Annotated in this window: 28 protein-coding genes and 1 riboswitch; of the genes, 13 read left to right on the top strand and 15 right to left on the bottom strand. The window is 62.4% G+C overall.

Annotation, left to right across the window (positions count from 1 at the left end; all coding sequences use genetic code 11):
• The first annotated feature begins 116 nt into the window (after positions 1-116).
• From JFN90_RS19785 to JFN90_RS19775, 3 genes are all read left to right on the top strand, one after another.
• The gene (locus JFN90_RS19785; protein ID WP_199396847.1) at positions 117-1,049 is read left to right on the top strand and encodes a polysaccharide deacetylase family protein; all 933 of its coding nucleotides are present in this window, start codon (positions 117-119) and stop codon (positions 1,047-1,049) included.
• Between the two features lie 62 nt (positions 1,050-1,111).
• Complete coding sequence (locus tag JFN90_RS19780; RefSeq protein WP_199396846.1) at positions 1,112-2,149, top strand: endonuclease/exonuclease/phosphatase family protein; 1,038 nt, start codon at positions 1,112-1,114, stop codon at positions 2,147-2,149.
• A gap of 210 nt (positions 2,150-2,359) precedes the next feature.
• On the top strand, positions 2,360-3,562 hold the full coding sequence (locus tag JFN90_RS19775; protein WP_199396845.1) for an acetate kinase: 1,203 nt from the start codon (positions 2,360-2,362) through the stop codon (positions 3,560-3,562).
• Between the two features lie 117 nt (positions 3,563-3,679).
• Here the strand turns inward: JFN90_RS19775 and metX are convergent, their stop codons facing one another.
• The 5 genes from metX to JFN90_RS19750 form a co-directional block, all read right to left on the bottom strand.
• Positions 3,680-4,783, bottom strand: coding sequence for a homoserine O-acetyltransferase MetX (metX, locus tag JFN90_RS19770; RefSeq protein ID WP_199396844.1), 1,104 nt, complete (start codon positions 4,781-4,783; stop codon positions 3,680-3,682).
• A gap of 99 nt (positions 4,784-4,882) precedes the next feature.
• Positions 4,883-4,981, bottom strand: a riboswitch (SAM riboswitch).
• Positions 4,982-5,067: 86 nt separating this feature from the next.
• Positions 5,068-5,238, bottom strand: coding sequence for a hypothetical protein (locus JFN90_RS19765; RefSeq protein WP_199396843.1), 171 nt, complete (start codon positions 5,236-5,238; stop codon positions 5,068-5,070).
• Positions 5,235-6,098 (bottom strand): NAD(P)-dependent oxidoreductase, encoded by an 864-nt coding sequence (locus tag JFN90_RS19760; RefSeq protein WP_199396842.1) that lies wholly within the window; start codon positions 6,096-6,098, stop codon positions 5,235-5,237. The genes JFN90_RS19765 and JFN90_RS19760 overlap by 4 nt, the downstream gene beginning before the upstream one ends.
• A gap of 95 nt (positions 6,099-6,193) precedes the next feature.
• Positions 6,194-7,909, bottom strand: a complete 1,716-nt coding sequence (gene pabB / locus JFN90_RS19755; RefSeq protein WP_236019083.1) for an aminodeoxychorismate synthase component I — start codon at positions 7,907-7,909, stop codon at positions 6,194-6,196.
• Complete coding sequence (locus JFN90_RS19750; RefSeq protein WP_199396841.1) at positions 7,906-8,763, bottom strand: TIGR02757 family protein; 858 nt, start codon at positions 8,761-8,763, stop codon at positions 7,906-7,908. The genes pabB and JFN90_RS19750 overlap by 4 nt, the downstream gene beginning before the upstream one ends.
• Positions 8,764-8,876: 113 nt before the next feature.
• Between JFN90_RS19750 and JFN90_RS19745 the strand changes: the two genes are divergently transcribed.
• Positions 8,877-9,248: a pyridoxamine 5'-phosphate oxidase family protein gene (locus JFN90_RS19745; RefSeq protein ID WP_199396840.1), complete on the top strand. Its 372-nt coding sequence runs from the start codon at positions 8,877-8,879 to the stop codon at positions 9,246-9,248.
• A gap of 1 nt (position 9,249) precedes the next feature.
• Here JFN90_RS19745 and dtd read toward each other — a convergent pair whose 3' ends face one another.
• From dtd to dapF, 5 genes are all read right to left on the bottom strand, one after another.
• Entirely contained in the window at positions 9,250-9,699 is a 450-nt protein-coding gene (gene dtd / locus JFN90_RS19740) for a D-aminoacyl-tRNA deacylase (protein ID WP_199396839.1), read from the bottom strand.
• The gene (locus JFN90_RS19735; protein WP_199396838.1) at positions 9,696-10,214 is read right to left on the bottom strand and encodes an O-acetyl-ADP-ribose deacetylase; all 519 of its coding nucleotides are present in this window, start codon (positions 10,212-10,214) and stop codon (positions 9,696-9,698) included. Before JFN90_RS19735 ends, dtd begins: the two co-directional genes overlap by 4 nt.
• A gap of 24 nt (positions 10,215-10,238) precedes the next feature.
• Entirely contained in the window at positions 10,239-11,090 is an 852-nt protein-coding gene (locus JFN90_RS19730; protein ID WP_199396837.1) for a deoxyribonuclease IV, read from the bottom strand.
• A complete protein-coding gene (locus JFN90_RS19725; RefSeq protein WP_199396836.1) occupies positions 11,090-11,527 on the bottom strand; it encodes an HIT family protein in 438 nt (145 codons plus the stop codon). Before JFN90_RS19725 ends, JFN90_RS19730 begins: the two co-directional genes overlap by 1 nt.
• Positions 11,528-11,589: 62 nt before the next feature.
• Positions 11,590-12,429, bottom strand: a complete 840-nt coding sequence (gene dapF / locus JFN90_RS19720; protein ID WP_199396835.1) for a diaminopimelate epimerase — start codon at positions 12,427-12,429, stop codon at positions 11,590-11,592.
• 134 nt (positions 12,430-12,563) lie between these two features.
• Between dapF and JFN90_RS19715 the strand changes: the two genes are divergently transcribed.
• From JFN90_RS19715 to larE, 3 genes are all read left to right on the top strand, one after another.
• Positions 12,564-12,773: a hypothetical protein gene (locus tag JFN90_RS19715; RefSeq protein ID WP_199396834.1), complete on the top strand. Its 210-nt coding sequence runs from the start codon at positions 12,564-12,566 to the stop codon at positions 12,771-12,773.
• A 111-nt stretch (positions 12,774-12,884) separates the two neighbouring features.
• A complete protein-coding gene (locus JFN90_RS19710; protein ID WP_199396833.1) occupies positions 12,885-13,343 on the top strand; it encodes an RrF2 family transcriptional regulator in 459 nt (152 codons plus the stop codon).
• A gap of 93 nt (positions 13,344-13,436) precedes the next feature.
• On the top strand, positions 13,437-14,243 hold the full coding sequence (larE, locus tag JFN90_RS19705; protein WP_199396832.1) for an ATP-dependent sacrificial sulfur transferase LarE: 807 nt from the start codon (positions 13,437-13,439) through the stop codon (positions 14,241-14,243).
• A gap of 4 nt (positions 14,244-14,247) precedes the next feature.
• On the opposite strand, the gene JFN90_RS19700 is transcribed toward larE, so the two are convergent.
• Positions 14,248-14,670, bottom strand: coding sequence for an Hsp20/alpha crystallin family protein (locus JFN90_RS19700; protein WP_199396831.1), 423 nt, complete (start codon positions 14,668-14,670; stop codon positions 14,248-14,250).
• Between the two features lie 104 nt (positions 14,671-14,774).
• Positions 14,775-14,948, bottom strand: coding sequence for a hypothetical protein (locus JFN90_RS19695; protein ID WP_183345018.1), 174 nt, complete (start codon positions 14,946-14,948; stop codon positions 14,775-14,777).
• A 184-nt stretch (positions 14,949-15,132) separates the two neighbouring features.
• Here JFN90_RS19695 and JFN90_RS19690 point away from each other — a divergent pair, with 184 nt between their 5' ends.
• Genes JFN90_RS19690 through JFN90_RS19680 form a run of 3 tightly spaced genes read left to right on the top strand, consistent with a single transcriptional unit; the run spans position 15,133 to position 19,023 of the window.
• Positions 15,133-15,306, top strand: coding sequence for a DUF4177 domain-containing protein (locus tag JFN90_RS19690; protein WP_199396830.1), 174 nt, complete (start codon positions 15,133-15,135; stop codon positions 15,304-15,306).
• The gene (gene polA / locus JFN90_RS19685; protein WP_199396829.1) at positions 15,307-17,985 is read left to right on the top strand and encodes a DNA polymerase I; all 2,679 of its coding nucleotides are present in this window, start codon (positions 15,307-15,309) and stop codon (positions 17,983-17,985) included.
• 48 nt (positions 17,986-18,033) lie between these two features.
• Positions 18,034-19,023: a PilZ-like domain-containing protein gene (locus tag JFN90_RS19680; protein WP_199396828.1), complete on the top strand. Its 990-nt coding sequence runs from the start codon at positions 18,034-18,036 to the stop codon at positions 19,021-19,023.
• Here JFN90_RS19680 and JFN90_RS19675 read toward each other — a convergent pair.
• Complete coding sequence (locus JFN90_RS19675) at positions 19,007-19,858, bottom strand: HDOD domain-containing protein (protein ID WP_199396827.1); 852 nt, start codon at positions 19,856-19,858, stop codon at positions 19,007-19,009. The genes JFN90_RS19680 and JFN90_RS19675 overlap by 17 nt on opposite strands.
• Position 19,859: 1 nt before the next feature.
• The gene (locus JFN90_RS19670) at positions 19,860-21,776 is read right to left on the bottom strand and encodes a GspE/PulE family protein (RefSeq protein WP_199396826.1); all 1,917 of its coding nucleotides are present in this window, start codon (positions 21,774-21,776) and stop codon (positions 19,860-19,862) included.
• Between the two features lie 245 nt (positions 21,777-22,021).
• Between JFN90_RS19670 and JFN90_RS19665 the strand changes: the two genes are divergently transcribed.
• From JFN90_RS19665 to JFN90_RS19655, 3 genes are all read left to right on the top strand, one after another.
• Positions 22,022-22,741 carry a Smr/MutS family protein gene (locus JFN90_RS19665; protein WP_199396825.1) on the top strand — a complete coding sequence of 240 codons (720 nt, stop codon included), beginning with the start codon at positions 22,022-22,024 and terminating at the stop codon, positions 22,739-22,741.
• Between the two features lie 111 nt (positions 22,742-22,852).
• Positions 22,853-23,755: an ROK family protein gene (locus tag JFN90_RS19660; protein WP_199396824.1), complete on the top strand. Its 903-nt coding sequence runs from the start codon at positions 22,853-22,855 to the stop codon at positions 23,753-23,755.
• 79 nt (positions 23,756-23,834) lie between these two features.
• Complete coding sequence (locus tag JFN90_RS19655) at positions 23,835-24,227, top strand: FKBP-type peptidyl-prolyl cis-trans isomerase (RefSeq protein WP_199396823.1); 393 nt, start codon at positions 23,835-23,837, stop codon at positions 24,225-24,227.
• A 124-nt stretch (positions 24,228-24,351) separates the two neighbouring features.
• Here JFN90_RS19655 and JFN90_RS19650 read toward each other — a convergent pair whose 3' ends face one another.
• Complete coding sequence (locus tag JFN90_RS19650; RefSeq protein WP_199396822.1) at positions 24,352-25,512, bottom strand: DUF2235 domain-containing protein; 1,161 nt, start codon at positions 25,510-25,512, stop codon at positions 24,352-24,354.
• Between the last annotated feature and the right edge of the window lie 28 nt (positions 25,513-25,540).

Genomic DNA, 25,540 nt, shown 5'->3' with positions numbered 1-25,540 from the left:
TTGGATATATTTTGTCTCTGTGTTTCCTAATTAATCGTAGCTTTTAATCTTTATCCCTTCACCGACAGCGCACCGGCCTTATCATCGAGTCCCGTGCGGCATGCAAAGGAGAGGTCATGAAGCCGTTTATCGAGGAGGCTCTCGCACGCGTTTATTACCGGGTGAAGCCTTGGATGTCACGTCGGTTTCAGATCATGCTGCGCAGCGTGGTGGCAAGATATAAACGCCATGTCTTTCAGAATGTTTGGCCTATAGATCCAGAAGCTGGCGCGACACCTCCTGGCTTCCCGGGGTGGCCGCAGGGAAGACGCTTTTCGGTGGTGCTGACTCACGATGTGGACACGGCGCGCGGTGTGGCACGGTGCGAACAGCTCATGGCACTCGAGCAGGAACTAGGCTTTCGCTCCTCCTTTAACTTCGTCGCACATGACTACGATCTCTCTCCCAAACTGCGCAAACATCTGGTTACGCACGGGTTCGAGGTGGGGGTGCACGGCCTGGAGCATAACAGGAAGCTTTACGAATCGGCTGAGACCTTTGAACGTCATGCTGCGCAGATCAACAGCTACCTGAAGGAATGGGGAGCCGTCGGCTTTCGTTCTCCGTGCGTCTACCACAACTTCGAGTGGCTGCACCAGCTGGATATCATCTACGAGGCGTCCGCCTTTGATACCGATCCCTTCGAGCCACAGTCGGATGGATTGAAAACGATCTTCCCGGTGCAGCAGACCAAGGTCCCGGGAAGGGAGTACGTGGTGCTTCCCTACACGCTCCCCCAGGATTTCACGGTGTTCATCCTGTTCCGGGAGAAAGATATCAGCATCTGGAAGGAGAAACTGCGCTGGATCGCGGAGCATGGCGGCATGGCGTTGCTGATCACCCACCCCGACTACATGAGTTTTGATGGCGACCTCGGTTATGACGAGTATCCTCATGAACTGTATCGGGAACTGCTGGACCATATCAGGACGGAGTACGAAGGGCAGTACTGGCACCAATTGCCTCATGAGGTGGCCTGTTTCTGGAACAAGAGCATGTGTAAGCCTTGAAGCGAGGCAGTGGCGGCGATGGGGCAGGGTGGCACAGCCCCCGCCGCAAAGGAGGCAGGCGGATGAGTATGTTCAACTGGCTCCTGGGACTGAACGCCGCGTACGTCCTTTTGCTTGCCGCCATCACCATTCTAAACTGGGCAGGCCCCGACCGCTTCTGGGTCGGGGCCTTGAACTTCTACCTCCCCCAACTCATCTGGGCGGTTCCGGGCCTGCTGCTGGCCCTTGCCGCCTGCCGCAGCGCAAAGATCCTGGTGTGGGTGCCGCTCCTTGGTGTTCTGTGGGTTTTCGGACCGATCATGGATTGGCATTGGGCACCCCGCAAGGCATGGGCTAATTCGCCGCAGACGCTTCGGGTCATGACCTGGAACGTCAAGTACGGCAAACGCGACCTGATGCCGCTCATCGAGGAACTGGCGCGAACCCGGCCAGACATCATCCTGTTCCAGGACGCCGTGGAAGCCGGTGACGGGCCGCTGGCGGACTACCTGGCGGGGTGGCAGATGCACAACGAAGGGCAGTATCTGGTCGCCAGCAGGTTTCCCATCTCCAACGTCGAAGTGCACGATCTCCCGTACGATCAAAGAGAGGGCGAATACTTCCTGCGTTGCCGGGTGCAGGTCGGTTCGCGCGATATCTCCCTCTACGACGTTCACTTTAAGACCCCCAGAAGAGGCCTTAACGCCTTCCGCAAGGCGCGCCGAGGCGCGTGGTACATCCCGAAAGCCATCGACCGGTTCGAGGCCAACGTGGACACGCGCCTGCGGCAGGCACGGGCGGTGTCCCAATACCTGGCGCAGGAAAAGGGGGAAGTTCTCGTCGCCGGCGACTTCAATTCGCCGGACCACTCGCTGGTCTGCGAGACCTTGAGGGACGCGGGACTGGCCGATGCCTTCGCCCAGGGGGGGAGGGGGTACGGTTACACCTACGGGCATTTCCTACTCAAGAACAAGGTGCCCTGGCTGAGGGAGTCCTGGATGCGCATCGACCACATCATGACCACCCCCGGAATCAAGGCCCAGCGCTGCTGGGTTGGGACCCGCAGGGCCTCGGACCACCGTCCCGTCATTGCCGACTTCATCCTCAATGATTCCCGTTAGTTTCCTTTTGTCATACCCGTTACTGTTTGCACTTTTATACGGATAGTGCTAGTTATGGACGTTCCGTCAATGCGAAACCGTGAAGACCGCGGCATCCCACCGATCATACTCTCCACACGTATCGTAGCTGACATCCCGGTAGCTTTCCCGGAGATACGCAATAGCAGCGGGCACGGCTGGTTTATACTGCCCGGATCGGAGTTTAGCAGCATGCTGATTCTCACCCTTAACTGCCGCAGGTTCTCGGCGCAGTATCAACTCTACAATTGGGGCGACCAGGCCGTCATGGCCACCGGCATGGTGGAAAGGATCGTGGTAGGGGATTCCTTCCTGACCCACCGTGTTCCCGGGGCGGACGCCAAGCACCTGGAAGGGGAGTGCGCTGACCACAAGGATGCGCTACGGCTGATCCTCGATACCCTGACCGGCGAGGGGTTGATCTCCGAGGCCCACGATATCAAGGCTATCGGCCATCGCGTGGTGCACGGCGGAGAGCGCTTCACGAAATCGGTTTTGATCGATGAGGACGTGGTCGAGGCGATCAGGGAGGTGGCGACCCTGGCGCCGCTGCACAACACCCCCAACCTCGCCGGCATCCGTGCGGCACAGGAACTCCTCCCGGAGCTCCCTCAGGTCGCCATCTTCGATACCGCATTTCACCAGACCATGCCCGAACCCGCCTACATGTACCCGCTTCCCTACGAGTGGTACCAAAAACACGGCGTCAGGCGCTATGGCTTCCACGGCCAGTCCCACCTGCACGCGGCCAGAAGAGGGGCCGAACTGGCAGGGGTGGCTCTGGATAGCGCCAACATCGTCACCATCCACACCGGCAACGGCGTCTCCCTCTGTGCCGTGAAAAACGGGGTATCGGTCGATACCAGCATGGGGCTCACCCCGCTGGAAGGGGTCATGATGGGAACCCGCTGTGGCGACATCGATCCCGGCATCATCCCGTTCATGGCCAACGAGGCGGGTGTTTCGGTGACAGAACTCGACCTCTTTCTGAACCAGAAGAGCGGCCTGGCCGGCATCGTCGGGCGCCGGGTGAGCCGGCGGACCGTGGTGGACGAGGCGGTGGTGGGCGACGCTCGCTGCCAACTCGCGCTCGACATGGAATCCTACCGGCTGAGGAAGTACCTGGGTGCCTACATCGCTGTCACCGGGAAGCCGGACGCCATCGTTTTCACCTATGGTGAGGGATGGGAGGATTGGCCGGTGCGCGGCATGGCGCTGAAGGATATGAGCCAGTTCGGCATCGAGGTGGACCTGAAGCGGGACGAGGAGGCGCTCAAGGGAGGCAAGGAAATGCTGATCAGCGCGGACCACTCCCGGGTCAAGGTCTTCGTGACTCCCAGCGGCGAGGACATGGTGCTCAACGAGGACGTCGCCGCCATCATGGGTTGGCAATAGCGGGCAGCTCCGAAATAATGCAGAAAGGGCGGATGATTTTGATCATCCGCCCTTTTTTATTTTGCGAGCACCTGTAGGGGCGAATAATTATTCGCCCCTACAGGTCGTGCGGTGCGGTTAGAGGCTGATGCCTTCCAGGAAGGTCTGCACCATCGGCGTGAAGGTCTGGTGTTCCAGCAGGAAGGCGTCGTGCCCGTAGGCGGAGGTGATCAAATGGTACTCCACCGGCTTGCCCAGGTTCTGGAGTGAGACGACCATTTCCTCGGTCTGCGCCGGCGGGTAGAGCCAGTCGGAGGTGAAGGCGAAGAACTGGATCGGTGCCTTAACCGGCTCGAAGGCCTCCTCCAGTGACTCGCAGCCGGCGGCGACGTCGTAGAGGTCGAGGGCCTTGGCCAGGTAGAGGAAGGAGTTGGTGTCGAAGCGGTCCACGAAGTTGTAGCCGTTGTAGTTCAGGTAGCGCTCCACCTCGAACTGGCCGAAGAAGTCGAACTGGCCGTCGCGGGCCGAGAAGCGGCGGCCGAACTTGGCGGTCATGGATTCGTCGGAAAGGAAGGTGATGTGGCCGATGCCGCGGGCCAGCGCCAGGCCGTCCTTGGGGTTCTTGCGGTACTCCCCCTTTTTCCAGTTGGGATCGTTGAAGATGGCCCAGCGCGCCACCGCGTTCAACGAAATCGCCTGCGCCGACGGGGACGGCGTGGTGGCCAGCACCACCGCCGAGGCGACACGGTCCGGATACTGGGTGGCCCATTCCAGGGCCTGCATGCCCCCCATGCTACCGCCCAGGACGCAGAACAGTTTCTCGATGCCGAGCCGGTCCATGAGCAGCGCCTGGGCCTTGACCATGTCCCGCACCGTGATCACCGGGAAGCTGAGGTTGTAGCGCTTGCCGGTCTTGGGGTTGAGGGAGGTCGGGCCGGTTGAGCCGAAGCAGGAGCCGATCACGTTGGAGCAGATGACGAAGTAGCGGTCGGTGTCGAGAAGGCAGCCAGGACCCACGATGTCGTCCCACCACCCGGCGCGCTTCTCGTCTTCGCTGTAGCGGCCGGCCAGATGCGCGCTCCCGGTCCAGGCGTGGGTCACCAGGATAGCGTTGGAGCAATCCGCGTTGAGGGTGCCGTAGGTCTCATAGGCGATATCGATCGGCCCGAGGATGCGGCCGCTCTCGAGGCGCAGTTCGGTGTCGAAGGTGGCGATCTGTTCAGTCACAATGCCGTAGGACATGTCTCTCTCGTACTTTCAGGTGCCGCGGGCGGCACGAAAAAAGCCCCATCTCGGTATGAGAAGGGGCTTTTCGGGTGTGGCAAATAACTAAAAGCGCCTTTCTCATCTTCGCCTTTCGGCAGGATTTAGCACCTGTCGCCCAATGGGCCGGTTGCTGTGGTTTCGCAGGGCCTTTCCCTCCACCACTCTAGATAAGCAGGTCTTTCTATTCAATTTTCGCTGCAGAATAAGGGAGCCGTTGTTATTTGTCAACGGCAAACTGTGTCCCCGGTTCACCTCGCCTGCTACAGCTCACGGTGGTATTTGACCAGGATGTACAGGCAGAACGCCCCGGCCAGGAACATGCCGATGTCGCGCAGCCAGGGGACCGGCTTGTCCAGGGTGGACTGAAGCATCGGGTCCAGGAGGGCAGTGGTCAAAAGGGACACGCCAGCAAAAGAGAGCAGCTTTTTCATGAGTTGATCGCCTTCAGGACCGCGCAGAAGTCGCGGTCGGCGAGCCCCATCCCCTTCGCCCTCTTGAAGCTTTCATTGGCCGCTGCGGCGGATGCCAGGGGCTGGTTCAGCGAGTCGCCCAGCGCGACCGCCAGGCGCATGTCCTTTTGCATGTGCTTGAGCGGGAAGGCGGTGTCGAAGAGCCCCTGGGTCATCTGGGCGCCTTTCAGCTTGAACATCGGGTTCGCCAGCGCGCCGGAGTCCAGCACGTCTAAAAGGTCCGAACTGGCGAGCCCCGCCTTGTCGGCGAGGGCGAGCCCCTCGCAGAAGATGGTCATCATGCCACCCATGACCATATTGACGATGAGCTTCATCTCCGCACCGCGCCCCACCTCGCCCAGGAACAGGCTCTTCTTCCCCATCTTCTCGAAGAGCGGCATGGTCTTGTCGAAGAGGCCGTGGTCGCCGGCGGCGAGGATGATCAGGGTGCCGTCCTCGGCGGGTTTCTTGCTCCCGGAAACCGGTGCTTCCAGAAACCTTCCCCCCTTGGCCGTGATCGCCGCTGCGATCTCCTGGGCCGTAGCGGCGTCCACCGTGGACATGTCCACGTAGCCCCGTCCCGCGCCGATCCCCTCCAGGGCTCCCTGTGCTCCGAAGCAGACTTCATGGGCCGCAGCCGGGTCGGCCAGCATGGCGATGGTGATGGCGCAGGAAGAGGTCACCTCCGCCGGCGTCGCCGCGACGGCTGCCCCGAGCGCCGCGAACTCCTCGCACTTTGCCTGCGAACGGTTCCAGACCTTCACCTTGAAGCCCGCCTTGATGAGATTTTTGGCCATGGCGCTTCCCATGATGCCCAGGCCTATGAAACCGTACGTTTCCATGTCTATCCTCCTTCTACAGTGATGTAATTACCTACCGTCAGTCCATTCCCCGCCCCCTGGAGGGGGGAGGCTGGGAGGGGGGCAAAGCACCATGATCATGCAAGCCTCACCTGCCGCCACCCGCGCACCGAGTTTACCAGAAAAACCGCCTCCGCCCGCATCAGGTCATCCCTTTTCAGGACCCTCTCCTCAATCGCCCCTTGGGCCAGTAGCTCCTCGCGCAGGGTGCCGGGGAGGAGCCCGCAGGCCAGCGGCGGCGTATAGTGCCTGCCGCCGACGACGGCGACGAGGTTGCTGTAGGCCCCTTCGGTCACTTCGCCACGCTCGTTCTCGAAGATCACCTCGTCGAACTCCGGCCGGGCGGCGAGTTCCTGGTGGAACAGGTCGCGCCGACTGGTCTTGTGGTAGAGAAACCAATCGCCGGAATTAACCCGCTGTCGCGCGAAGGTGGCCTGCGCTTCCGGCCCTGCCTCGGGGAGCGGCGCTGCCCCGCAGCTGAGACGTCCGTCCTTGAAGAGCAGCAGGCGCACCTTGTGGCGCACCGAGGCAGAAAGTCCCGCAGCGGTTTCTTCCAGGAGTTGCCGTGCCGCGCCGTCGGCCAGGGGGAAGGCGAAGTAGCGGGCCGACTGATCCAGCCGTTCCAGGTGCCGCTCGAGCAGGAAGTAGCCCCGTTCGTCGTGCAGCAGCGACTCGATCAGGTGGAAGTCCGGTCGCTGCTCCTTTATGAAGGCGCCCTTGTCCAGGCACTCTTGGTATTCCGCCTCGGCCTTGGAGTCGTAGGTGATGCCGCTGCCGATGCCGACCTCGCCCCCTCCCGTTTCGCAGTCGAGGACGGCGGTGCGGATGGCCACGCTGAAGAGGGCTTCGCCGCCGGGGGAGAAGTAGCCGAGGCAGCCGGTGTACAGACCCCGCGGTGTCTCTTCCAGCTCAGCGATGATCTCCATGCTCCGTCTCTTGGGTGCGCCGGTCACCGACCCGCAGGGAAACAGTGACTGGAACAGCTCCAGCGGGGTGACTTCCGCGCGGACCCGCGACTCGATGGTCGAGGTCATCTGGTGCACGGTTGGGTGGCTCTCCACATCGAAGAGCGACTCCACTCGCACTGAGCCGGTCTCAGATACCATTCCCATGTCGTTGCGCAGCAGGTCGACGATCATCAGGTTCTCGGCCACTTCTTTCGGGCTCTGCCTGAGCTGCTCCTTGCGCGCCAGGTCCTCCGCATACCAGCGGCCGCGCGGGGCGGTCCCCTTCATGGGGCGGGTGACCAGCCTGCCGCCGGAGAGGGAGAAGAACAACTCCGGCGAGGCCGAGAGCACGCGCCACCTGCCGCACTCGAGATAGCAGTTGTAGGGGGTGGGCTGGTTGCGGCAGAGTTCGCTGAAGAAGGAGCGGGGGCAGCCGGCGAAGGAGAAGCGCTGCCGCATGGTGTAGTTGATCTGGTAGCTGTCCCCGGCGGAGATGAGCTCCCGGATCGTCTGCACGGAGTCGTGATAGGTCTCCCATCCCGGCGCCGCCTCCCAGGCGGAACAGTGGAAGGGGGCGTCGTGGGGCGGAAACTGCTCGGCCCCGCGCTCGGTGAACAGGCCGAACCACAGGAGCGGCATCGGGTGTGCCGGAAGCGTCGTAAGGGCGTCGTTCAGGGCGCCGGCGGCCTCGTAGCAGACGAAGCCGGCCGCGTGCAGCCCCACTGCGAGATGCCGCTGCAGATCCTCGAATGCTGGCAGCACCTCTCCCGGAGTCATGGCGACAATCTCGCCGACCTGGCCGGTGAAGGCGAAGCCATGCAGGTATGCCGGGAAGGGGTGGCTCAAGTCGGTTCAGCCGAGCAGATGTTGCCGATGGGGCAGGCGGTGCATTTCAGGCGGTCCTTGCCGTCGCACCCTTCCGAGATCCCCAGGTGGCAGATGGCGAAGTCGTACTTCACCGGGTCGGCCGGGTCGAGCTCGCGCAGGGCGCGGGTGATCTCGCAGGCCATGCGCCAGTCCGCCTGCTTTCGGCTGGTGAAGCCGAGGAAGCGGCAGATGCGCTGGATGTGGGCATCGACCGGGATGACCAGTTGCGCCGGGGAGATGCCGCGCCAGATACCGAGGTCGATGCCGTCGGCCGGGCGCACCATCCACCGGAGCAACATGCAGAGCCGCTTGCAAGCGCTCCCCGAGGCCGGGGAGGGGAAGAAGAAGGGGAAATAGGAATCCGCGGGGACGCCGCCGGGGCCGAACACCGGGGAGAGGTCGAGGTTCTTCACCGCCTCGGAAAAGCCGGAGAGGGTCCCGGTCAGGTCCGGATCGGCCGGATTGTAAAAGCGCAGCAGCCACCGCTCGACGGAGCTGGCCTCTTCGATCATGATGCGGCAGGCGAAGAGCAAGGCGCAGAGGTCTCGGGCGTCGTTGAAGCGGTGCTTGAAGCCGGCGAAGTCTCGGCTTCCCTGCCGCGGGTCGAAACTCTCCACGAAGCGGCGCGGGGAGGGGCCCATGACCTCAAAGATCACGGCGAGGTTCTTCTTGATGATCTTGACGTTGCCGTAGGCGAAGGAGGCCGCCACCAGCCCGACAACCTCCTGGTCCAAGGGATGGCTGTAGCGATGGCAAAACGAGAGCGGGTCGTTGGCCAGGTGGGCCTGGGAGCGGTTCTGGTACAGCGCTTCAAGTATGGTTTTCAGCTGCACGTGCTTTTCCTTCGCTACGGCCGTGCCGGTGTCGGTGCGGTAGACAATCGGTTCGAGCCTGCTAGATTATCATAGTTGCTTCATCAGCTTAAAGAGAAAAGGGGGCGGAACACATGAAGCTTGCGGAACTGTTTCCGGAAGGGGGGCGCGGGGTTTTGGGCACAGCCGATGCGACCGGCGTGGTTAATCTCGCCGTATTCGCCGTGCCGCACGTGGTCGACGACCAGACGCTGGCCTGGGGCTTCGGCGAAGGGCGCAGCATCGCCAACTTGAGGCAAAACCCGCATGCCAGCTACCTGTACCTGGCACCGTCGCGGGGGTACTCCGGCTGGAGGCTGAGCCTTACCATGATTGAGGAAAAGGGAGAGGGGGAACTTCTGGGCGAGATCAAGGAACGGACCGCGCTGGTGGCGAGCCCGCAGGCGAGCGCCGCGGTTTCCCGCGTGGTTTATTTCAAGGTCGAAGAGGTTCGGCCTCTCATGTGAATCAACGGTTGGGCGGGGTCTCCAGGACGAAGGTCACCGGCCCGTCGTTCACCAGCGACACCTCCATGTCGGCCTGGAAGATCCCGCTTTGCACCGGCACGCCGAGCTCCCAAACCTGCCCCATGAAGTAGCTGTACAGCTTGTTGGCCTCCTCGGGAGCGGCGGCCGTGTCGAACGAAGGGCGTCTCCCCTTGGAGCAGTTGCCCGCCAGGGTAAACTGGGAGACAGCCAGCATCTCCCCCTTGATGTCGGGCAGGGCGAGGTTCATCTTCCCCTGCTCGTCGGAGAAAATCCTCAGGTTGACGATCTTCTCCGCCATCCAGTCCGCTTGCTTGCTGGTGTCGCCTATCTCCACGCCGAGCAGCACCAGGATGCCGGGGCCGATATCGCCGACCACCTTTCCCGCCACCGTCACGCTGGCACGCTTGACCCTCTGAATCACCGCCTTCACGCCCAAACCTCCTGCATCGTTTCCCGATAAATATCCGCGTCCTCGGCGGAGAATGCAGTGAAAATAATCTTTTGTAGTTCCGGATATTGCGCCAGTGCCGCCTTGGCCTCTTCCAGCGCGATGCGGCAGGCCGGGCGCTTGGGGTAGCCGTAGACCCCGGTGCTGATGGCGGGGAAGGCTATGCTGGCGAGCTGGTTGTCATGTGCCAGCCGGAAGCAGTTGCGGTAGCAGGAGCGGAGCAGTTCCGCCTCGCCGCGCCCTCCGCCGTGCCAGACCGGCCCCACCGTGTGGATCACGTGCCGGGCCGGGAGCCGGTATCCCTTGGTGATCTTCGCTTCCCCGGTGGGGCATCCCCCCAGGGTACGGCACTCGGCGAGAAGCTCCGGACCGGCCGCCCGGTGAATGGCGCCGTCCACCCCGCCCCCGCCCAAAAGCGAGCTGTTGGCCGCGTTGACGATGGCATCGACCGCCACCTTGGTGATGTCTCCCTGTACTATCTCGACCTTGTTGCGCATGCCGCACCTCCTGCCGGTGCCGAATCAGCTTTCGATCAGGCTCCGCAAAAGTTTCAGGTTCACCGCGTCCATCTCGTCCTCGTCCCCTTTCGGGGTTTCGATCACCTTGGGGACCAGGGCGAAGTGCGGGTCGTTCAGGATGAAGCGGAAGGGCTCCAGCCCCAGCGTCCCGGCGCCGATGTGCTCGTGGCGGTCGACCTTACAGCCGAGCCCCTTCTTGGAATCGTTCAGGTGGAAGGCGAGTAGCTTGTCGATGCCGATCAGGGCGTCGAACTCGTCGAAGGTCTTGCGGTAGCCGTCGTGGTCGGCGATGGGGTAGCCGGAGGCGAAGGCGTGGCAGGTGTCGAAACAGACGCCGAAGCGGCCGGGGGAGGCGCAGCCGGACATGATCGCCTTCAGGTGTTCGAACTTGTAGCCGAGGTTGCTCCCCTGGCCCGCCGTGTTCTCCAAGAGCACCTTGCCGGTAAACTGGGGCACCTCGGCCAGGAGCTGGTCGAAGGCCTCGCAGACGCGCCGGATACCGATCTCCTCGCCGTCCCCGTTGTGCGAGCCGGGGTGCATGACCACCTTGTCGATGCCGAGCTTGGCGCAGCGCTCCAACTCCTCCCGGAAGCCGATCAGGCTCTTGTCCTTCACGTCGCCGGGGGCGGCGGCCAGGTTGATCAGGTAGATGTCGTGGCTCATGACGCTCTTCATGCCGCTGGCCGCGAACTTGTCGCGGAACAGCTGCGCGTCGGCGTCCGAGATCGCCTTGCCGCGCCACTGGTTCGCGTTCTGGGTGAAGACCTGGATGACGCCGCAGCCGGAGGCGACCCCGCGGTCAACGGCGTTGTGGATGCCCCCCGAGATGGAGACGTGAGCGCCCAAAAGATCCATTACGCCCTCCCCTTGACGCCCAGTTTCCCCAGGTGGGTCCTGATCAGTTCGGCCCGGGCCAGGTACTCCTCGCTTTTCAGGATCAGTTCCTGGTGCGGCTCGCTCCAGTGCGGGCGCGGCCAGAGCGGATCGGAGGAGCGGCGCGGCACCACGTGCCAGTGCATGTGCGGCGCCATGTTGCCGAGCAGCTCGTAGTTGATCTTGTCGGGGCTGAAGGCGTTATGAAGCGCTTCAGCCACGGCGCAGACCTCCGCCATGACGCCGTTACGCACCGTTTCCGAGAGGTGGAAGAGTTCGGTGACGTGGTCCTTGGTATAGACGAAGCAGTAGCCGGCGAAGAACTGGTCCCGGTTCAGCGAAACCAGCGTGTGTTCCAGCTCGATGATCCGCTGGTCCACATCGTCTTCCCACTTGGTGCAGATGGGGCATGAGTTCACAAAAGGCTCCTAAAGGCAGATTGAGATTAAGATAAAGATTGAGCTTAATCTCAATCTTAGTCTTAATCTATGTTTATCTCTCCGCTGAAGACCTCTACCGCGGGGCCGGTCATGTAGATGTTGCCGTCCTCGCTCCATTCCATTTCCAGGTCGCCGCCGGTCAGGTGGTTCAGGATCTTCTTCTCGGTTAGGCCGTTCAGCACGCAGGCCGCGGTGACCGCGCTGGAACCGGTGCCGCAGGCAAGTGTTTCGCCGGCGCCGCGCTCCCAGGTGCGCTGGCGCACTTCGGTGCGCGAGACCACCTGCACGAACTCGACGTTGGTGCGGCGCGGGAACAGCTCGTGGTTCTCGATCAGCGGCCCGTACTTGGCGACCTCGAAGTTGTCGACGTCATCGACGAAGATGACGCAGTGCGGGTTCCCCATCGAGGCGCAGGTGATATTGAAGGTGGAATGGAGGATATTGAGCGGCTCGCTGATCACCTTTTCGTCGGGATTGCCGAGCATCGGGATCTCCTTCCGGGTGAGGCGGGGCGGCCCCATGTTGACGCGCACCTTCTCCACCTTGCCGTTGGCGCCGGTGAAAAGCTGCAGGGTCAGGATCCCGGCCCCGGTCTCGGCGGTGATCTCCTTCTTGGCCACGATGCCGTGATCGTAGGCGTACTTGGCGACGCAGCGGATGCCGTTGCCGCACATCTCGCTTTCGGAGCCGTCGGAGTTGAACATGCGCATCCTGACGTCGGCCAATTCGCTGGGCATGATCAGGATCAAGCCATCGGAGCCGATACCGAAGTTGCGGTCGGACACCTTGACGGCCACGGCGGCGGGGTCCTGCACGGTTGCTTCGAAACAGTTGACGTAGACGTAGTCGTTGCCGGCACCCTGCATCTTTGTGAATTTCATAGAGAAAGACCCCCAAGGAAAGTATCTACTTTTAATAACAAAAAGCGTCTGCGGCAACAAGCTAAAACCGGAGTTGCTTGACCGGGACGTATACTTTTCAGTAGTATCATGAGAAAAAGAAGCAGGGAGGTTTAATGGAAATCAAGAACAAGCTCTGGATGAACGGCAACTTGGAGTGGTACGCCTATATCGACGACGCCGAGGTGTTCCTCGGGAGTCGTGAGGTTCCCATGCCGCTGGAAGAGGGCGACAAGTGGACCAACATGTACGGCGATGTGTTCCAAGTGATCGACGGCGCCATCACCCTGGTGGAACGGGTCGAGCCGCCGCAGCGTTACTGGTAATATGGCGCATCTCCGCAGTGGTAAATGAGGGCATGCAATAGTTTATATTCTTGACATGAAAAATGTGGTATTGTATCCTCGCTTAACCATTAAACAGCGGGAGATACAGACATGAGACTTTCCACCAAGAGCCGTTACGGCCTGAGGGCTCTTTTCGACATCGCCTACAACGCCGGGAGCCAGCCGGCGCAGATCCAGGACATCTCGCGGCGCCAGGACATCTCGCCCCGCTACCTGGAGCAGATCTTCCAGGGTCTGAAAAAGCACGGCATCCTGAAGAGCAAGCGCGGCCCCCAGGGGGGATACTGCCTCGCCAAGAGCCCGGAGGAGATCACGGTGCGCGCCGTTATCGAGGCGACCGAGGGGGACACCCTCATCGTTGACTGCGCCGGCAGGAGAAAGGGCGAGTGCGGCTTCGACGGGAGCTGCGTGACGCAGACGGTCTGGGAGGAATCCAACTCCAGGCTGAACGAGTTCTTCGAGTCGATCACCCTCAAGACCCTGTGCGAACGCGGAGAGACGCTGGGCATCAAGCGGGAGCAGGATCACCGCTTCATGTACTTCATCTAGACGGCAGGCAGCTCCCATCAAACAATGACTGCAGCCGCGGCGGCACCAACGGCTGTTACGGGTGTCCCGGGGCGGCGGTCCTGCGAGGCCCCCATGGCATCACCCCAGCAAAAGTACGAGAAACTGCAAGAGGTCCTGCGCGAGATGGGAACCGTCCTGGTTGCCTTCTCGGGCGGGGTCGATTCCACCTTCCTGCTCAAGGCGGCCATCGACACCCTGGGAACGGGCAAAGTCCTGGCCGTCACCGCCACCTCACCCACCTACCCCGAAAGCGAACTGAACGAGGCGAAGCGCCTGGCCGCATCCCTCGGTGCTACGCAACTCCTGGTCGAATCCAACGAACTCGAGATCCCCGGTTTCAGCCACAACCCCAAAGACCGCTGCTACCACTGCAAGAGCGAGCTGTTCCGTATCTGCAGCGACAAGGCGCGCGAGCTAGGCTTCGCCTTTGTCGCCGACGGCAGCAACACCGACGACCTGGGGGACTACCGCCCGGGCCGCGTGGCAGCATGCGAGCTGAAGGTGCGCTCGCCGCTGCTGGAAGCGGAGCTGGCCAAGGCGGACATCCGGGAGCTTTCGCGCGGGTTGGGTCTCCCCACTTGGGACAAGCAGGCCTACGCCTGCCTCGCCAGCCGGTTCCCTTACGGCACCGAGATCACCGAGCAGAGGCTGAACCAGGTGGAGCGTTGCGAGGAGTTTCTGAAGGGGGAAGGTTTCCGGGTGTACCGGGTGCGCTTCCACCAGGAGAGCGCGCGCATCGAACTCTCCGAGGCGGAACTTGGGCGGATGCTGGAGCCGGAGTTGCGGCAGCGGACGCTGGACTGCTTCCGGCAGGCCGGCTTCACGTACGTGTCGCTCGACCTGCAGGGGTACCGCACCGGCAGCATGAACGAGGGGTGACCCCTCAGGTGATCTCGACGGTGATGGTTTTGGGGATGACGATGGTGAGGACGCCGTAGTCGCAGCTCGCCTTGAAGCCCGCGGCCTCGAACTCGGGGGGGACGGCGAAACTCCGTTGGAAGGGGCCGAAGTAGCGCTCGATGCGGTGGAAGTTCTCCTTCCTGATCTCCTCGCTGTGCTTTCTTTCCCCCTTGATGGTCAGGGTGTGCTCCTCGGCCCTGATCTCGATGTCGGAGAGGTCCAGGTCGGGAAGTTCGATCTTGATGGTCACCGCGGCGTTACTCTCGTAGACGTCCGCCGGTGGGTGCCAGACCCCCTCCCTGATCTCGTCGCCGATCTCGCGGGTCCAGGCCAGGTCCAGCAGCCGGTTCATCTTGTCCTGCATGCTTCTAAGTTCGCTGAGCGGGTTGTACCTGACGATCGCCATCTCTCCCTCCGGAAGGTGCGCCACCGGGCGCGTATGGTAGGCAAAAATTTAAGGGGAGGGAGCCGTTTCCTCAAGCCCCCTCCCCGTTGTTTCCTTCTCCTGATTTAAATCCGCTTCCCCTTGGGTACGGTGTGCTTCAATTTTTTGGAGCCGTCGTAGAGGTGTTGTTTCACCAACTCCCTTTGTGCCTTCAAGTCCTTTTTCTCGTAGTCCATTGCCAGGTTGATTTCCATCCGCTGTGCCAATTCGTCGATGGTTTTTTCTTCGTCTCGTGCCATGCTGGCTCCCCTTTTACCTGGTTGTTAACGCCGACGCCTAACTGCCTGAACTTGCTGGACCCCCTTTTTTGATTTTTGAGAATCATAGCAGTTTGGCTCTTTTTTGCAACAGAACATTTCGCCTTGAAGCATAAGGGTTTATCGGATAATATGGCCAGGAAAATCCCTGTCGTAAGGAGTATTTATGCTGCAGTACAAGGTCGTCGAGCTGAACCATGTTTCCGAGGAAACCATCGAGGAGGCGCTCAACGAATGGACCCGGAAGGGATGGAAATTCGACGCCATGCAGTTTGCCATGCGTGACGCCAGTAAGCGCCCGGCTATGGCCTTCGTGGTCTTCACCAAAGAGGAGAACTAGGTGACGGCCGAGAGAGAAACACTGTACCTGCTGGACGGCTCTTCCTACATCTACCGGGCCTATTTCGCCATCCGCCACCTGAGCTCCCCCAACGGTTTCCCCACCAACGCGCTCTACGGTTTCACCCAGATGCTCCTGAAGGTCATGAAGGACCGGGCTCCGGCGCATGTGGCCGTGATCTTCGACGCGGGCAAGATCACCTTCCGAAACGAGCTCTTCCCCGCCTACAAGGCGACCAGGAGCGCCATGCCCGAAGACCTGGCCCAGCAGATCGAGCCGATCAAGCAGATGGTGCGCGCCTTCAACATCCCGGCCCTGGAGCTTCCCGGCTGGGAAGCGGATGACATCATCGGGACTATCGCCAAGAAGGCGGAAGCGGCTGGGCTCGACTGCGTCGTGGTCACCGGTGACAAGGACCTGATGCAGATCGTCACCGAGCACGTGACCCTTCTGGACACCATGAAGGAGAAGAGCTTCGGCATCCCTGACGTGATCGAGAAGTTCGGCGTGGAACCGACGCGGGTGGTCGACGTGCTGGCGCTCTGGGGCGACACCTCGGACAACATACCCGGCGTCCCGGGCGTGGGCGAGGTGACCGCCAAGAAGCTCATGCAGGAGTTCGGCACCCTGGACGAGCTGCTCGCGCGCGCAGGCGAGGTGAAGGGGAAGACCGGGGAGCGGCTGGTGGAGTTCGCCGACCAGGCCCGCCTGTGCCGCACCCTGGCGACCATCGACTGCGAGGTTCCCATCGAGTACAACATCGACGACTTCGCGGTGACCCCGCCGGACAACCGCCGGCTCGCCGCGCTGTTCCGCGAGTACGGTTTCGCCACGCTCCTTAAGGACCTTACCAGTTCGCCCACCCTTTCCTGCGACCACTACGCCCTGGTGCTGACCGAGGCCGAGCTGCGCGAGCTGGTGGCGAAGCTGGCAAAGGCCCCCGCCTTCGCCATCGACCTGGAGACCACCAGCCTGAACCCGTACGAGGCGTCCGTGGTCGGCTACGCGGTCAGCTGCCACTCCCACGAGGCGTACTACATCCCGGTCGGGCACCGCTACCTGGGCGCCCCGGAACAGCTCCCAGAAAAGCTGGTGCTGGAACTTTTGGGGCCGCTCCTCGCTGACCCCTCCCGCAAAAAGATCGGCCAGAACCTGAAGTACGACTACCAAGTGCTGCGGCTGGCCGGGGTGGAATTCACCGGCATCTGGTGCGACACCATGCTGGCCGCCTACCTGGTCAACCCGTCCCGTAACAGCCAGGGGCTTGACGCGCTGGCGCTGGAGTACCTGGACCACCGCATGATCTCCTACGGGGAGGTGGCCGGCACCGGCAAGTGTGAGCTGAACTTCTCCGAAGTGGACCTGGACCGCGCCGGCCCCTATTCCTGCGAGGACGCCGACGCCACGTTTCTGCTGCACGAGATCCTGCTTCCCAAGGTGCGCGAGCAGGGGATGGAACAGCTTCTTTTCGACGTCGAAATGCCACTGCTGGAGATCCTGGCCGACATGGAGCTCTGCGGCGTGAAGCTCGACCTGGAGCTCATGAAGGAGCTTTCCACCGGGTTCGGGAAACAGCTCATCGAGCTGGAGGCGAAGATCCACGACCACTGCGGCGGCCCCTTCAACATCAACTCCCCCAAGCAGCTGGGCGAGATGCTCTTCGAGCGCATGGGGCTCGCCGTCGGCAAGAAGACCAAGGGGAAGACGGGCTGGTCCACCAACGTGGAGGAACTGGAGCGCTTGGCGGAGCAGCACGAGGTGGCGCGGCTGCTGCTGCAGTACCGGAGCATCTCGAAGCTGAAATCGACCTACACCGACGCGCTTCCCAAGCTGGTGGACCCGAGGACAGGGCGCGTGCACACCTCCTACAACCAGGCGGTCACCAATACCGGCCGGCTCTCCTCTTCCGACCCGAACCTGCAGAACATCCCGGTGCGCGGGGCGGAGGGGCGCGACATCCGGCGCGCCTTCGTGGCCGAGCCGGGAAGCCTGATCCTCTCCGCCGACTACTCGCAGATCGAGCTGCGGGTGCTGGCGCACCTCTCCGGCGATCGCGTGCTGAGCGAAGCCTTCGCCTCCGGCGAGGACGTCCATCGCCGCACCGCGTCCGAGGTCTTCGGCATGTTCCCGGAACTGGTCACCACCGAGATGCGGCGCCAGGCCAAGGTAATCAACTTCGGCGTCATCTACGGCCAGGGCGCCTTTTCGCTGGCCAAGGAGCTGGGGGTCACCGCCAAGCAGGCCAAGGCCTTCATCGACAGCTACTTCGAGCGCCATGCCGGGGCCAGGAGCTTCCTGGACAGCTGCATCTCCGAGGCCGAGACCTGCGGCTTCGTCACCACCATCCTGGGGCGCCGGCTGCAGATCCCGGAGATAGCCAGCAAGAACGGCAACATCCGCGCCTTTGCCCAGCGAAACGCCACCAACTACCCGATCCAGGGCTCGGCCGCCGACATCATCAAGGCGGCCATGATCAAGGTCTCCCGCCGCATGCGCGAGGAACGGGTGGCAAGCCGCCTGATCATGCAGGTGCACGACGAACTGGTCTTCGAAGTGCCGGAAAACGAACGGGAGCTGATGGAGGAGTTGGTGCGCAGCGAGATGGAGGGAGCGCTTCCCCTCTCGGTCCCGCTTAAGGTCGACCTCAACTTCGGCATGAACTGGGCCGAAGCCCACTAAGGTTTTTGGTCTCTGCGGCCGAAGAGAAGCAGGTGGGACGGAGGGGGTATGGCTGAAGAGTTGGAACAATACGCGCGGTACTTTCAGGAAGGGAGCCGCGTGCGCGTGGGGATACCGCTGGAGGGAGGCGGCTGGTTTCCGGAGTGGGGGGCGGTGGCCACCCTCGATGACGACCTGCTGCTGGTCGACCTGTCGCGGGACCAACTCCCTGAGGAGGCGCGGCTCGTGACCGGTCAGACCCTGAACGTGGGGCTCCCCGAGCAGGAGCAGTCACTCACCTGCCGCGCAGTACTGGTTCGCGTCGACAGCGCCGAGCACCGCCTCGCGCTGCGGCTGATCGAAGGGGTCTACCCTTTCGAACCCAGGGAGTATTACCGCCAGGACGTTTACCTGCCTCTCGACTACCGGCTCCCCTTGTCGCAGATCGACGCGGACGTGCGGCTGCGCTGGCTGGAGCGGCGCCGGGAGATCGAGTTCGCGGCGCAGACCCCGGAGCCGGGAGAACCGGAGGAACTTGAGGACAGCAGGGAGGAGATCCGCGCCAGGCTGGAAAAACGCAAGGAAACGCCGCCGGTCGTCGCCAACATCTCCGGGGGCGGCCTGCGCATCAACATCAACGAGAAGCTGATCGTGGGGCAGCTGATCGAGCTGAGCATCTACGTTCCCAACTCGAAACGCCTGATCGAAATCGTGGGGGAGGTGGTCGAGGTGCGGGACCTCCCCGACCGCGTGCGCTTCAGCACCGCGGTGAGGTACCGCTTCATCGATGAGGCGGACCGGGATCGCATCATCGGCTACGTTTCCGCGCAGCAACTGCTGCAACTGTCCCAGCAAACGCCGCGGGTGCTGCCGTCCCCGGAGCCCAAGTTGTCGGCCTGGGCGTGGCGCCTGCAGATCGCCGTGGCCTTCATCCTCCTGGTCGCCTTCGTCGGCTGCCAGGTGCGGGCGATCCGCATGGCCAAGGAACGTGGTGAGAAATGGGAGGTGCAGCGCATCTTCGATGAGGGGTTCGTGGAATTTCTCAAGCGGCAGAGGTGACCATCTCCATGGCGTCCTCGATCATGATCTCCAGCTCGGCGAGCATGATCTCCTTGATCCCCATGCTTTGCGCCTCAAAGGTAGCCGCCAGCATCAGGTTCGGCTCCGGCGTCCCCGCAAGCCCCAGCTTCCGGCAGGTGTGATCTACCAGCCGCACCAGGCTTAACAGCACGTTGCCGGTGTCGGTGAGTTCGGTGTGATGGTCGCGCACGATGGTGCAGTAGATTTCCGGCAGGTTCCATTTCTGCATCAACTGGTACCCCGATTCCGTGTGCATGGCGGCGATGATCTCCGCCGTGAGTTCGCGGGACACCCCCTTCTGCTCGCTGTCCGAATTCAAAATCCCCTCCAGCACCTTCAAAATCAACAGGCTACCGATGTCGTGCAGCAGCCCGGCGATGAACCCTTCCTGCGCCAGCTGCTTGTAGCCGGTCTTCTCGCACAGCCAGCGGGTGCCGATGGCGCAGCCGATGGCGTGCTTCCAAAGCACCTGCGAGTGGCTCTTAAGCTCCGGATGGGTGAAGCTGTTGTAGTTGTTTTGCTGCGAGGCAAGCATGGCCACGCTGGCGATCTCGCGTGCGCCCAGCCGCACCACCGCGTCGGTGATGGTGGTCACCTTGGCCAGACCGCTGAAGAACGCGGAGTTGGCGAGTCTCAGGATCTGGCTCGTCAGCGCCTGGTCCTTGATGATCAGCGCCACCACCTGGTCGATGGTGAAATCTTTGCCGGCAAGGATCCCCTGCAGCTTTATGGCGATGGGGTGGAATACCGGGAGGTTGAGCGTTTCCGATTCCAACTGTTCCTTGACTATGTCGACGAAGGGCTTGCTCTGCATGTCATTCCCCCAGAAGGCGCCTGATCTCGGCGATCGGGCGCGGCTTGCCGATCCTCGGCAGCAGCCGCACCGTGTCGTGCAGCGATACCTCGCCCCGCGCCGCCTTGCACAACCCCGACTCCAGCAGGGTCACCATGCTGGTGGTCTCGGTCGAGATTTTCCTGATCTCGTAGGACGTCTTTTTGCTCAGGATGGCGTCTTTCACCATTTCGTTCAGGACCAGCATCTCGAAGACGCCGACCCGGCCGCGGTAGCCGCTGTAGCGGCACTTGTTGCAGCCCCGCCCGGTCTTGAACTCGGCGCCCCTCAAGTCGACGTTGCTGTAGCCGATCCGGCGCAGTTCGGTCGGATTGGGCAGGTAAGGCTCGGCGCATTCGGGGCAGATCCGGCGCAACAGGCGCTGGGCCAGCACGCAGACCACGGTGGAGGCGATCAGGAAGGCCTCGATGTCCATGTTCATCAGTCGTAACAACCCGCCGACGCTGTCCTCGGTGTGGAAGGTGGTGAGCACCTTGTGGCCGGTGAGGGCTGCCTGGATCGCCGTTTCGGCGGAAAAGCTGTCCCTGATTTCGCCCAGGACGATGATGTCCGGGTCCTGGCGCACGATGTGGCGCAGGGTCTCCTCGAAGGTCACCCCGATCTTCTGGTTGATGGAACACTGGGCGATCCCCTCGATGACGTACTCGACCGGTTCCTCGGCGGTGACGATGCTGGTCGAGAGTTCGTTCAGGTGCTGCACGCAGCTGTACAGGGTCGAGGTTTTGCCGCTGCCGGTGGGACCGGTGACGATGAGGACGCCGCTGGGGGTATCGAGCGCGTCGTCGATGAAGCGCTCCAGCATGCGCGCGGGCATGCCGATCTCCTTCAGATCGAGCAGCTCCCCCTTCATGCTCAAAAGGCGCAGCACGATCTTTTCACCGTAGATGGTGATGTAGAAGGAGACCCTCATGTCCAAGGTGGCGCCGGTCTTCGTGCTCTCGTAGCAGATCCTGCCGTCTTGGTGCCTTCTGCGCTCGGCGATGTCGGCCTCGGCCATTACCTTGATCCTGCTGCTGACCGGCAGCGCGAGTTCCTTGGCCAGGTCCTTGTAGAGCACCAGCATGCCGTCGCGGCGGAAGCGGATCCTGAGCACGCTGCGCATCGGCTCGACGTGGATGTCGCTGGCCCCCTCCCTGAGCGCCTCTTCGAAAATGGAATTGACGATGCCGGTGACGGTGTGTTCGTCGGTCGCGGTGCCGTCACCCTGGATCATGCCTCTTTTGAGTAGGGTGAAGGCGTCGCGGATCGCTTTCATGGTGCAGATGGCGAAGATGGTGCTTCCCTGCCCGAAGAGCTTCTCCGCAGTCCTTCTTCCTTCCACGTTCAGCGGGTCCGCTATCGCCACCAGGACCTGCCCGTTCTCCTCGCGTACCGGTACGAAGTTGTGCTGCGCGAGCCAGTGTTGCGGTACCTTGGCCAGGAGCGAACGGTCGATGTCGGCGGCCTGAAGGTCGATGAAAGGGTAGCCCAGTTGGAAGGCGAGCACTTCGGCTAGCGTGTACTCCTCTATGAAGCGCTGCTCCACGAGGATCTCGCCGAGCAGCTTGCCGTTGTCTCCGTCCCGCTGGATGCCGAGCGCGGCCTGCAGTTCGGTCGGCTTCAGGTAACCAAGCTCCACCAGCAGGGCGCCCAGCTTCACGGAGACCATGTTGTTGCGCAGGGTCTCGCGCAATTGCTCGCGGCTGAAGAATCCCAGCTCCAAAAGTACAGCGATCAGCGTCCTCGGCGTCGCCAGCTTGGTCTTCACGCGCTGGGCGTAGGCCAGCTGGGGCTCCGCCAGGTAACCGGATTTCACCAGCAGGGAGGCTATTTCCAACCCGGAATCGTCCATCCCGTCCTTACGGGCCGTCTGGTTCGGGTAGTTGCCGTAACTTTCCATGCACCTTCCCCCGCGTGCCTCAGCATGTAGTACCTGCCGCTGACTGACACTCTTCGTTGACATGCACCCCAAAACCTTGGTAGTATACCATGCCGATTGGAGCAGGCTAATTTATCTCCTCTCTCGAAATTGCGCACCCTCCCCCCTTCGAAACCAGCAAAAACAGCAGCTTGTGCTAGCGCGCATCTATCACTCCTCAGGAACGGGCCGCAGGCAGAGCAGAAGCAAAGGAAAGGGCCCGCCCCATGAAAAAGAAAGACAAAGAGAACCCGCAGCCCAAGCAGAAAGAGTTCAGCGCTTCACCCTTCAAGGCGCTCAAGGGCGCCTCCCTCGGTTTGCCGGGCGCGTCTTCGGCCACAGCTCCTCCAAAGAAGAAGGAGGATAAGCCCGCGCCGCCGGCACAGGATCTCTCCGATGAGATGTTGTTCTTCGAGGCCGTAGCCGGGATCAAGCGCATTTCCGGGAGGACTGCGCCGACGCAGGTGAAGGCGCAGCAGACTGCGAAGGCTAAACGTGACGAAGAGGACCAGGAAGTTTTCCTGAAGGCCCTGGAGGCTCTGCGCCTCGACGTTCGCTTCGCGGACCAGGTCCAGGACGAGGAGGCCGCTCCCCGGCCGCAGGCGGTGAACCGGTTGCGCCAGGTGCGCCGCGGCGGGATCAGGATCGACCTGCAGCTCGACCTGCATGGTCTTACCCGGGACGAGGCGCTGGAAAACCTGGACCGTTTTGTCAAGGCGGCCTTCAACCGCGGCCAGAAGGGGGTGCTGGTAATCACCGGCAAGGGGAACAATTCCCCGGGGGAACCGGTGCTCAGGATCGCCGTCGCCAACTGGCTCAGGGAGCACGGCAAGGGGATGATCGCGGAATTCGTGCAGGCTCCCAGCGACATGGGTGGGAGCGGCGCCTTCGTGGTGTTCTTCAAGGAGAAAAAGGCGGAGCCGGCGCAGGAAGAGGCAGCGGGCTAGAGCCCTATCCCCTTTCCCGCCGGGAGAGGGCTAGGGTGAGGGAGAGAACCCGAGCTGATTATACAAAGACAGCCCCCGCTTGCGGGGGCTCGTTCGTTTCAGGAGCGGCAAATGGCAGCAGCAGAGATGTATCGCATCGGTATCGATCTGGGCGGGACCAAGACGGAAGGGGTGCTGCTCGACCCCGCCGACGTGGTCCTGGTGCGGGAGCGGCGCTTCACGCCGCTGGCCGAGGGGTACCTGGCCATTCTCCATTTAGTGGCGCAACTGGTGCGCGACCTGGCGGCGCGACTGCCGCAGGGCGCACCTTGCACCGTCGGCGTGGGTATTCCCGGCTCGGTGGATGCCGTCACCGGACTGGCGCGTAATGCCAACTCGGTCTGCCTGATCGGCCGTGCCTTCCAGGCCGACCTGGAACGGCTCTTGGGGAAAAGGGTAGGGGTGCGCAACGACGCGGACTGCTTCACGTTGGCCGAGTGCCGCAAGGGGGCGGGCGCAGGGCACCCGGTGGTGTTTGGCGTGATCATGGGGACGGGCTGCGGCGGCGGGATCTGCCTGGACGGCGTGGTACGCGAGGGGCCGCACCGTATCAGCGGCGAGTGGGGACATGTCTCGATCGATCCCGCCGGGGCGCCCTGCTACTGCGGTAACCGCGGCTGCATCGAGACCAAGATCAGCGGCTCCGGCGTGGAAGCGGCCTATCTCGCCCGCAACGGCGTGCCCCTTTCCATGGAGGAGATCGTGGCCGGAGCCCGCCGCGGCGAGTCAGGCCCGCTCCTCGCCTTCAACACCTTCCTCGACGATTTCGGCCGCAGCCTGGGCGGCCTCATCTCCGTCCTCGATCCCGATGCGGTGGTCCTCGGGGGAGGTCTGTCCCATATCGACGAGCTCTACCACGCCGGCCTGGAGCGGGTGCGCCACTACGCCTTTCACGACAACCTGCGCACGCCAGTCCTGAAGAACAAGCTCGGCGATTCCGCCGGCGTGTTCGGGGCGGCCTGGATCGGCATCTAATCAGGACATGATTTGAAATAATTAATGCTTTTGCTACTATAGTTTGGCTCTGGCCCATCCCCAACAAAGGCGGTGCCTCATGGAAACCGAACCCGGCAAAAGGATCAACATCAGGTACAAGTGCAGGCTCGACGACGGCAGGGTGTACCTGGTGGGCGAGCACAACACCCTCGAATTCGTGGTGGGAGCGGGGCGCGTTCCCACGGCCCTGGAGCAGGGGCTGATGGGCATGACCCGGGGCGATCATCGCGTCATCCGTGTGCCGGCCAGCGAGGCCAATCTCTTCCCCTTTCCCCTGGGTTCCCACTTCGCCTTCTCGACCGACCGCGCCCCCGGCGTCGCCTACGATTTCGGCCCCGGTCTTGGCGGTGACGTCTCCCTGTCCCTTGGGCGGCGCGATTACCGCGAGCCCCTCCCCGCCGATCAGGACGTCTTCTTTGAGATCGAAATGCTGTCGGTAGAGGCGGCGTGACTGCCGCTGCGAGAGACCTTCCCCCCCCCTGATTTCGTATCCCCGGTAATAACTGATTGGAGTTCCGGCCTGCGCCCACCCGTTCGGGTGGGCGCTACCACAGGAGCGGCGGCCAGCGGCGCCATCACTGTTGAGGCGCTGGCACCTCGATCTTGACCGTGATGTAGCCTTGGTTCTTGGGAGCGTAACCCGAAATCTGGCCGCAGATTGAGCTGCAGAATTCGTTGCCGAACTCGGTTACCCCCATCTTCCGGTAGTGCCGGTCCTTCAGCATCCGGTACACTCCGCCCAGGAACTGCTTGAATGAGTCAGTCGGACGCGCCTCTTTGATCTTCTCCTCATCCAGTTGCTGCATCTGATTGAAGTTGAGCCCGCTGCCGCTCAGAAGACTCTTCTTCTGCATCCATGCCAGCGCCGCGTCGGCGAGTGGGTGCTCCGGCACGTCATATCCGCCGCCGACGTCGGCGTGGGCGCCCGCGAACCATACCTGCTCCATGACCTGATTCACCTTCTTGGTCGGGTTCCAAATGGTCACGTCGTAATTCTCACGGTGCTCGTCGATGGCGATGGCGTGAAAGGCGTTCTCGACGATGGCGCTCAATTCCTGGTCATGGAACTTGTACTCCTCGGCGTTGAAGGATTCGAAGACCTTGAAGGGGATCCCGAGGGCGCCGACCGTGTCCCAGACCCCGATCAGCCTGATCTTCACCTCCGGGTGCGCGAACTGCTCTCTGAAGATCACTGCGAAATCGGTGTCGGCGCTGCCGTCGCGGTTGCGGTACAACTGGTAGGCGTCCATGATGTGCGGGACGTCGTCGGGATGCATCTTCTTGAACTGTTCCAGGCTCGGGCGCGGCCAGCCGGGATACTTCTCCTCGCCCTCCGCCTTGGTCTGCAGGATCTTGTTCCGGTCCAGCAGCCCGGAGTTCCTGATCAGTCCGACCATGCTCCTGGCGGTATAGGCGCCGCGGCTGAAGCCGTAGACGTAGATCTCGTCGCCGGCGTCATAGTTGTCGATCAGGAACTTGTACCCTTCCCGGATGTTTTGCGAGAGCCCGTAGCCGAAGGCGCCGCCGCGGATGTGTTCGTACCACTTGGTGCCGACGCCGGATTCATACCATTTCAGGGTGCCGGCCGTCAGGTCGCCACCCGTGTAATGCCGGGCATCGGTGCCGGCGATGGAGACGAAGAGCCGCTCCACGTTGGTGTTGGTGTCCTTGCCGTCGCTGCGTTCGTCGGGTTTGTTCCAGGTCCCATCAAAGCAAACTACCAGTTTCTTCGACATGGCGAACCTCCTCGCAAAACCGTAGTGA

The sequence above is a fragment of the Geomonas propionica genome (assembly GCF_016458235.1).
In the GTDB taxonomy this organism is placed as follows: Bacteria; Desulfobacterota; Desulfuromonadia; order Geobacterales; family Geobacteraceae; genus Geomonas; species Geomonas propionica.
This window is presented reverse-complemented; position numbering and strand designations above follow the sequence as displayed.